This window comes from Bacillus sp. JJ1562, assembly GCF_036962705.1.
GTDB lineage: Bacteria > Bacillota > Bacilli > Bacillales > Bacillaceae_L > Ferdinandcohnia.
The window spans coordinates 1-7,984 of the sequence record NZ_JBALOQ010000047.1 but is presented as its reverse complement, the minus strand read 5'-3'; the positions used below and the strand labels follow the sequence as shown (position 1 = coordinate 7,984).

General features: G+C 40.3%; 10 protein-coding genes. 8 read left to right on the top strand and 2 right to left on the bottom strand.

Annotation, left to right across the window (positions count from 1 at the left end; all coding sequences use genetic code 11):
• Positions 1-99 precede the first annotated feature (99 nt).
• Together V7097_RS22230 and V7097_RS22225 are read right to left on the bottom strand one after the other, a co-directional pair.
• Positions 100-573, bottom strand: a complete 474-nt coding sequence (locus tag V7097_RS22230) for a hypothetical protein (protein WP_335705826.1) — start codon at positions 571-573, stop codon at positions 100-102.
• Positions 570-779, bottom strand: coding sequence for a helix-turn-helix transcriptional regulator (locus tag V7097_RS22225; RefSeq protein WP_335705825.1), 210 nt, complete (start codon positions 777-779; stop codon positions 570-572). Before V7097_RS22225 ends, V7097_RS22230 begins: the two co-directional genes overlap by 4 nt.
• Before the next feature lie 192 nt (positions 780-971).
• Here V7097_RS22225 and spoIIR point away from each other — a divergent pair, with 192 nt between their 5' ends.
• From spoIIR to V7097_RS22185, 8 genes are all read left to right on the top strand, one after another.
• Positions 972-1,652: a stage II sporulation protein R gene (spoIIR, locus tag V7097_RS22220; protein ID WP_335705824.1), complete on the top strand. Its 681-nt coding sequence runs from the start codon at positions 972-974 to the stop codon at positions 1,650-1,652.
• Between the two features lie 328 nt (positions 1,653-1,980).
• Complete coding sequence (locus tag V7097_RS22215; protein ID WP_335705823.1) at positions 1,981-2,427, top strand: GNAT family N-acetyltransferase; 447 nt, start codon at positions 1,981-1,983, stop codon at positions 2,425-2,427.
• Between the two features lie 530 nt (positions 2,428-2,957).
• Positions 2,958-4,001 carry an L-threonylcarbamoyladenylate synthase gene (locus V7097_RS22210; RefSeq protein ID WP_335705822.1) on the top strand — a complete coding sequence of 348 codons (1,044 nt, stop codon included), beginning with the start codon at positions 2,958-2,960 and terminating at the stop codon, positions 3,999-4,001.
• A gap of 72 nt (positions 4,002-4,073) precedes the next feature.
• On the top strand, positions 4,074-4,637 hold the full coding sequence (locus V7097_RS22205) for a manganese efflux pump MntP (protein ID WP_335705821.1): 564 nt from the start codon (positions 4,074-4,076) through the stop codon (positions 4,635-4,637).
• A gap of 161 nt (positions 4,638-4,798) precedes the next feature.
• A complete protein-coding gene (locus V7097_RS22200; protein ID WP_335705820.1) occupies positions 4,799-5,230 on the top strand; it encodes a low molecular weight protein arginine phosphatase in 432 nt (143 codons plus the stop codon).
• 23 nt (positions 5,231-5,253) lie between these two features.
• Entirely contained in the window at positions 5,254-6,540 is a 1,287-nt protein-coding gene (locus V7097_RS22195) for a methyl-accepting chemotaxis protein (protein WP_335705819.1), read from the top strand.
• Positions 6,541-6,659: 119 nt separating this feature from the next.
• The gene (gene rpiB / locus V7097_RS22190) at positions 6,660-7,109 is read left to right on the top strand and encodes a ribose 5-phosphate isomerase B (protein WP_335705818.1); all 450 of its coding nucleotides are present in this window, start codon (positions 6,660-6,662) and stop codon (positions 7,107-7,109) included.
• A 62-nt stretch (positions 7,110-7,171) separates the two neighbouring features.
• Positions 7,172-7,744 carry a TIGR01440 family protein gene (locus tag V7097_RS22185; RefSeq protein WP_335705817.1) on the top strand — a complete coding sequence of 191 codons (573 nt, stop codon included), beginning with the start codon at positions 7,172-7,174 and terminating at the stop codon, positions 7,742-7,744.
• The last annotated feature ends 240 nt before the right edge of the window (positions 7,745-7,984 follow it).

Genomic DNA, 7,984 nt, shown 5'->3' with positions numbered 1-7,984 from the left:
CCATATGGGTACAATAACACACTGAATTGCGTTTTAATTTTGATCAATGTGTTATTCGCTTCATGAAATGAGCGACAGTACATTTTTCAAAAACTTATTTCAGTAGTTCCTCTTCCATGTAATAAAATAGACGATAATCTGAATCAACGGATAAAGCAGCAATAAAATAATTGGATAATATGGGACTGTGTCTGAGATGAAGGGAAAGAGTAAAAATAATGCGGCGATGATTGGGAACGTGAACCACATGCTAATATAGGAAGCTCGACATGCCTTTCCGGTGAGTTCCTTTTCGCGCTCATCACCTTCTTCAAATTCTGATGGTAGCAAAAAGACATTTTTCCATGACTTTCGCTTGTGCTTTAATTTTGGATAGGTGATTACTGTAAAAACACCCCCAATTAAAATGGTTGCAAAAATCGGCAACATGTTAATTTCAATAAACCAGGGTGGCTGGGTATTGTTTTTTACGATATCGGCAAAATCCATTTGTGCAAAGTACATAGAAGTTAATCCCCAACCGAAAAGTACCAGCATAACAATTGAAAACATGACATTACGAAAAATACTCATTTTTCCTCATCCTCCAAATAAAAAATTTCTTCAATTGGCAAGTTAAACGTTCGTGCGATATTCATTGCGAGTAGTAGTGAAGGGACATAGCTTCCTTTTTCCAGTGCGACGATTGTTTGCCGTGTTACATTAACCTTTTCCGCGAGTGAGCCTTGTGTCAGGCCATGCTTTGCGCGGAGTTCCTTCACGCGATTTCTAATTTCCATTTACAATATCCTCCGATTGTTTCTAACTATATTGTAAAGTGAACTATACATTTTGTAAAGTCAACTTTACATATATTTTCGGAAATATGGAAAAATACTATCAAAAAAGTAGTTTAATAGATTTTTCAAATTTGCTAGTTTAGGATTTTATTTTTTTGGCGAGAATGGGTTGTGAAGGGATGGTGCTAGAGAGTGAGTAAACAAATTGCGATTGTATCATTTATATTTTTAATGTTAATTGGGGCGAATAGCCATTTATTTATAAAAGAAACGAGTGCTGAAGAGCCACAAGTGATTCCAGACGAGGCAATTCGTCTTCGTATCTTGGCTAACAGTGATTCTGATGAGGACCAGGCATTAAAGCGCAAGGTACGTGATGCGGTAAATGCAGAAATTACAGTATGGGTAGCAGAGTTAACGTCAATTGAAGCAGCTAGAGAGCTGATTCAAGAGAGACTTCCAGAAATCGAGAAAATCGTTGCTAGAGTTTTAGAAGAAGAAAATAGCAATCAATCATATACAGTTGATTACGGAAAAAATGTTCAGTTCCCAACAAAGCTTTATGGACAATTTCTATATCCAGCAGGTGAGTATGAAGCAATTCTGATTACATTAGGGGAAGCAGAAGGGGCAAACTGGTGGTGCGTGTTGTTCCCACCATTATGCTTCTTAGACTTTTCAACGGGTGATGCAGTTGAAGCATCCGATGAAGAAGGAAAAGACGTAGCGATCGAGCAAGAAGAAGAGAAGAAAGACAAAGAAGAGAAGAAAGATAAGAAGAAAAAGGAAGAAAGTAAAGAAAATGAAGAGGAAGAGGAAGAAGTAGAGGTCAAATTCTTCTTAGTTGAATTTTTCACATCCTTATTCAGCTAAAAATCTAGCATATGGTTCTATTGTTCGCAGATGCCTCATAGAGTAGTTACTAGATAACTTTATTCAGCAACATTCCATCAACTATTAAAGTGGTGAAATGAATGCAATTAGAGTTGACAATTTGCGTGGGGATTCATACCCCGACTGAATAAAGTTAAGCCTCCGGCGGATGCCACGATTTTTCAAGGGAAACTTTTCGAGTGTAAGATCAAAGACTAAGGGCGCCACTTCCTGTGGCAACGTCTTTGTGACCCACCTCGTGTGGGCCTAAAAAAATCGGGCGCAAATACGCCAAGGCGCATTTGATCTAATGATGAGGTGGGGAAAAATGAAACAAATTAGAACGGCAAATGTGCAGGATATTGAAAAGGTAACAGCATTTTTAGGACAAGCTGAGGTCAGTGCGGATGGAATCGAATCGATCATTGACCATTTTATTTTATTAGAGGATGCCGAACAGAAAATCCTCGCAACATTAGGGATTGAGAGAATTGAACAAGATGGACTGCTTCGGTCACTCGTGATTTCTCAAGGTGTGGACCAAACGAATTTACTTACATTATTTAAAAGTGCCATATCACTTGCAAAGCATAAGGAATTAAAATGTCTCTTTTTAGCGACAAATAAGCAAGCGTCGATTCAATTTTTCGCAATGCTTGGCTTCGAGCAAATTGAAGAGGATGGGCTTCCGGAGAATATAAAAGAATCAAATCATATCACAAAGCTACTTGAAAGGACGGATCCTATGTTCATGGTTTCGCAAATTGAAAAATAAAAGTAGTTTCCAAACCTCCGTTTGTGGACGAAATGTTCGCAAGTGGGGGTTTTTACCTTTATTCAGCAGTGGCCAAACCGATGCTGAATAAAGGTATGCATCCGGTGGAGACATGCGATTTTCAAAGGTAACTTTTCGAGCGTAAGATCAAAGACTAAGGACGCCACGTCCTGTGGCAACGTTTTTTTGACCTACATCCTGTGGGCCTAAAAATCTGGGCGCAAATACGCCAGGCGCATTTGATTTATAATAATTGTGGATAATGTGGATAATTAATGTTGTTAAAATGCGGATGAATGTGATAATCTGTGGAACGTAATGAAAAATATGGGCTGTGGATGAATTTTTTCCTTTATGTGTGGAATGTGGTAAAACTGGTTATATCCACAAAACTATCCACATTTTCGGGTTAATTGTCCACAAATTGTGGATAACACTTGTTTTACTCCCCTTAAAAACCTATACTTTTTTATATTGCGATAATAAAAAAACGACATTATTAAAGGATTTTCATATAGGAGTTGCGTTACATGCAAACAAAACAATGGGTTGTGGATAAACGACAACAAAATTTAGAATCTTATCCACAAATAAAAGAGGCATCAAGTCTCCTGCAGAAAAACGAAGTGGTCGCATTTCCGACAGAAACAGTGTACGGGCTTGGGGCAAATGCTTTATCTGATGAGGCCGTTGCAAAAATTTACGAGGCAAAGGGTCGTCCGAGTGATAATCCACTGATTGTCCACATCTCCACAATTGAGCAGTTACATAAAATTACACAGGATATCCCTGAACAGGCAGAGCGCTTGATTGAAAGATTTTGGCCAGGTCCGTTAACGCTTGTTTTAAAAAGAAAAGAAAATGCGGTCTCAAAAAAGGTAACAGCTGGACTTGAAACGGTAGCGATTCGCATGCCGAGTCATCCGGTGGCATTGGCATTAATTGCAGCATCAGGTCTTCCACTTGCAGCGCCGAGTGCGAATACATCTGGCAAACCAAGCCCGACCTTTGCGAAGCATGTGGCCGATGATCTGACTGGTAAAATCGCGGGGATTCTTGATGGCGGAGCAACAGGTGTTGGACTTGAGTCAACGGTTCTAGACTGCTCAGGTGAAGTGCCTGTAATTTTACGACCTGGTGGAGTGACAAAGGAGCAGCTTGAGGCGGTATGTGGTATCGTCGAGGTTGATAAGGCTATTTTAACAGAAGGCGAAGCACCGAAATCGCCTGGAATGAAATATAAACATTATGCACCAACTGCTCCACTAACAATTGTGAATGGTTCGATGGAATTTATACAATCTCTCGTTAAAGAAAAGCAAAACAAGGGCATGAAGGTTGGCATCCTCACAACGACAGAGCGTGAAAACAAATATGAGGCAGATAAAATTATTGCTTGTGGCTCGCGTGAGGATTTGGAGTCTGTGGCGAACAGACTTTATGATGTGCTGCGCTTATTTGATGAAAGTGGTGTCGATGTTATTTATAGTGAGAGCTTTCCAAGTGAGGGGATTGGTCAAGCCATTATGAATCGCTTAATCAAGGCTGCAGGACATAAATTGATCACAGAATAAATTGAGAAATCCTTCTTCTATTTCCTTTTGTACATGCATATGTTGAAATAGGCACGTCCAAGGAGGTAGAAGATGGATATAACAGCATTTCTCGGAGAACTTATAACCTTATTTATTATGGCAATTGCTTTAGGAATGGACGCATTTTCTGTTGGTCTTGGAATGGGATTAATCCGATTAAGACTAAAGCAAATTTTTTCGATCGGTATAACCATCGGTCTGTTTCATATGTGGATGCCTTTGGCAGGCATGATGATTGGACACTTTTTATCAGATACATTTGGAGCGATTGCCACCTATTTAGGCGCAGGGTTGCTCTTATTTTTAGGCTTACAAATGATTATTTCTTCCTTCAAGGACGATGATCAGCAGCGCATGATTACACCAGTTGGTTTCGGGTTATTTATTTTTGCTTTAAGTGTGAGCTTAGACAGTTTTTCCGTCGGGCTTTCGCTAGGGATATACGGCGCAAAAACCATCATGGTCATACTCATGTTCGGAGTCGTCAGCATGGTTCTTTCATGGATCGGCCTACTATTAGGTCGAAAGGTCCAAAACTGGCTTGGTACATACAGTGAAGTATTAGGTGGAAGCATCCTCCTCGTCTTTGGTGTGAAACTACTATTTCCATTATAAAAAATATATTACAAAACTGTGAGTACGGAACGAAATCCGTGCTCTTTTTTTAATATTGACTATGTCTTTCATGCAAATCTCGATTATAATGATACTATATCGAATTTTGTCTAAATACAGGTCGAAAGTAGCATAAGGGCAACGATGAAAAGGGTGATGAAATGATACGCGTTTTATTTGTTTGCACAGGGAACACATGTAGAAGTCCGATGGCTGAAGCAATTTTACGAAAAAAGTGCGGGGAAAAGATCGAGGTCCAATCAGCGGGAATTTTTGCGGGTGATGGAACTCCTGCATCGGCTAATACGGCTCAGGTGTTAAGGGAAAATGGAATGGAGTGTCAGCATTCTTCCTCTTTATTAACACAAGACCACATTGAGTGGGCAACTTGTATTTTAACGATGACCAGTCATCATAAACAGGCAATCCTTCACAGTTTCCCGCAAAGCGGGGACAAGGTGTTTACATTAAAAGAATATGTGGACGGCAGTGGGGATATTTCTGATCCTTTCGGAGGACCGGTTGAGATATATAGAGAAACCTATGCAGAACTCGAACCATTAATTGATCAAGTACTTTCTAAACTAAAATAGATAGATTTCAGGGGGAGAATGGGTTGGAAAAAAGGCGCTATAAATTTGGTCTAAGGTTAAAATTAGTACTATTTACAACTATTTTAGCGGTTGTGACGTATTCAACATCTGCTTTATTCATTTATTTTGTATATCCTTTCGTTGAAGAAATGGTGAATCAAACAGTTTTTGTGATTGGCACATTGGCTTTAGGTATTATCTGGTCTGGGATTCTTGCCTTTTTTGCGGCATCCTTCATCACAAAGCCACTTCAGAGGCTAGAACAGGTGGCCATTCATGCTGCAAATGGTGATATTCGTGAGGATGTACCCGTTTCAAAATCAGATGATGAGATTCGTAGCTTAAGCGTTGCGTTTAATAAAATGCTACACAATTTACGTGAAATGGTTCAAAATATCGAGGAAAACTTTGAAAATACAAATGTAAAAGTGGTTGAGATTACGAAGGCATCAAGTCTTGCTTCTGAGCAGGCGGAAAATATTAATCGTACCATTTCTGAGATTTCCAAAGGGGCTGACAGCTCTGCGATTTCGATTCAAGAGACAGCGGAATCAGTGGAGGATGTTATTCAAATTGCTGAAGAGGTTCAGCAAAACGCGAAAACCTCGCAAAACTTATCTGTTGAAATGGTTGATACGCTGAATGACAGTAAAGAAGTTGTGCATTCGCTTGTTTCTGGAATTAATAAGCTTGTTGAAAACAACAAAACCTCGCTTGAGGCGGTAAATCGGTTAGAGACAAATGCGAAGGAAGTTGAACATATTATTTCACTTGTTGGCGATATTGCTGGTCAAACTAACTTGCTTGCATTGAATGCTTCCATTGAAGCAGCACGTGCAGGTGAGCATGGAAAAGGCTTTGCAGTTGTGGCTGAAGAAGTGAGAAAGCTTGCTGATGAAAGCTCAAAGGCTGTTCAAGGCATTTCAGAGCTAATTAAAAATATCCAGCAAGAGGTTCGAAATGTGGTCGTTCAAATTTCAGAACAAGTAGCAGTTGCGAATGAAGAAGCGAAAAAAGGAACGATTACAAATGAGGCAATTGCAGAAATGACATCGTCTGTTCATGAGGTAGCCGATGCTGTGAAGCAAATTGCCGCATTGGTAGAAAAACAAATGGAACGTATTCAAGCGACGTCGTTGCAATCACAGGAAGTTGCGGCGATTGCAGAAGAAACGTCTGCAGGAGCACAGGAAGTTAGTGCTGCAACCCAGCACCAAACAAGCGTCATTTGTGAAGTGGACAGCTTGGCACAGGAGCTTGCTACCCAAGCAAGTCAGTTAAAGCAGACCATTCAACGATTTACGTTATAAAACTCCTGAAAAAATCTCCCGTTTGGTTCGGGAGTTCTTTTTTAGGTATAATAAAAATAAAGTAATGTTTTTTGGCTGGAAATCTAACCAAGGCGCATTTGATTATAGGGGGATTTACAATGAAAGTGGCAATTGCTTCAGACCATGGTGGTTTAGTATTGCGTGAAGAAATCAAAAAATTATTGGACGAACTTGAGATTGAATATGATGATTTTGGGTGTGAGTGCTCTACATCTGTTGATTATCCGGATTATGCCCTACCAGTTGCGAAAAAAGTGGCGGACGGGGAATATGATCGTGGTATTTTAATTTGCGGAACTGGAATTGGAATGAGTATTGCTGCGAATAAGGTTCATGGCATCCGTTGTGCACTTTGTCATGATGTCTTTAGTGCAAAGGCGACTCGTGAGCATAATAACACCAACATTCTTGCGATGGGTGAGCGCGTTATCGGCCCAGGACTTGCACTTGAAATTGCAAAAACATGGCTCACCACAGAATTCTCAGGTGGCCGCCATGAAAACAGAATCAATAAAATCACTGAATACGAGAACAGCACTGAACAATAAAAGATGTAGCGCCTGAGGATTTTTGAATCAGGCGTATTTGATTTTAGTTAGGAGGTTTGGGAATGGTTGCGGATATTGAGGTATGGAGAGGCCAGCTTCGAACGATCCTTTCAGAGTTTGCGGAAATGGCCTCATTGAAAAAAGGAGAGCTCCTAGTGGTCGGCTGCAGTACGAGTGAAGTCATCGGTGAACGCATCGGAACCGCAGGATCTGAAGATGTTGCGGAAATGATTTTTAGTGAATTGGATTTACTTCGAAAAAACGTGGGTGTTGAGCTTGCGTTTCAGTGCTGTGAGCATTTAAACCGAGCGATAGTTGTCGAGCGTGAAACAGCATTACATAAAAATTATGAGCAAGTAACGGTCGTCCCGGTTCGATCAGCGGGTGGAGCAATGGCCACCTACGCATTCGGACATTTTAACGATCCGGTTGTGGTTGAATTTATTAAAGCTGAAGCGGGAATTGATATTGGTGATACTTTTATCGGTATGCATTTAAAGCATGTCGCTGTGCCGATTCGAAGTTCGTTGAAGGAGCTTGGTGGAGCTCATATCACAATGGCAAAAGCTAGACCAAAACTCATCGGCGGTGAACGAGCTGTCTATCCAGATAAAAAAGAAAATAAAAAGTGCTAAAAGAGCTACGTGGAGCCAAGGGACCAAGGGGACGGTTCCTGTGGCTCTTTTTGTTTTGTGGAGCCAAGGGGAGCCACAGGGACGGTTCTTGTGGTTCCTTTTGTTTTGTAAAATAATTTTGATTTTGTGTGTAACATTTTAGTGGTTTGTCCGTTGTGGTGACATATATATACGGTTTTAACTACCTATTCAAACTCTACACAAATAACTTTTTCCATATAAATATCACAGATATATACT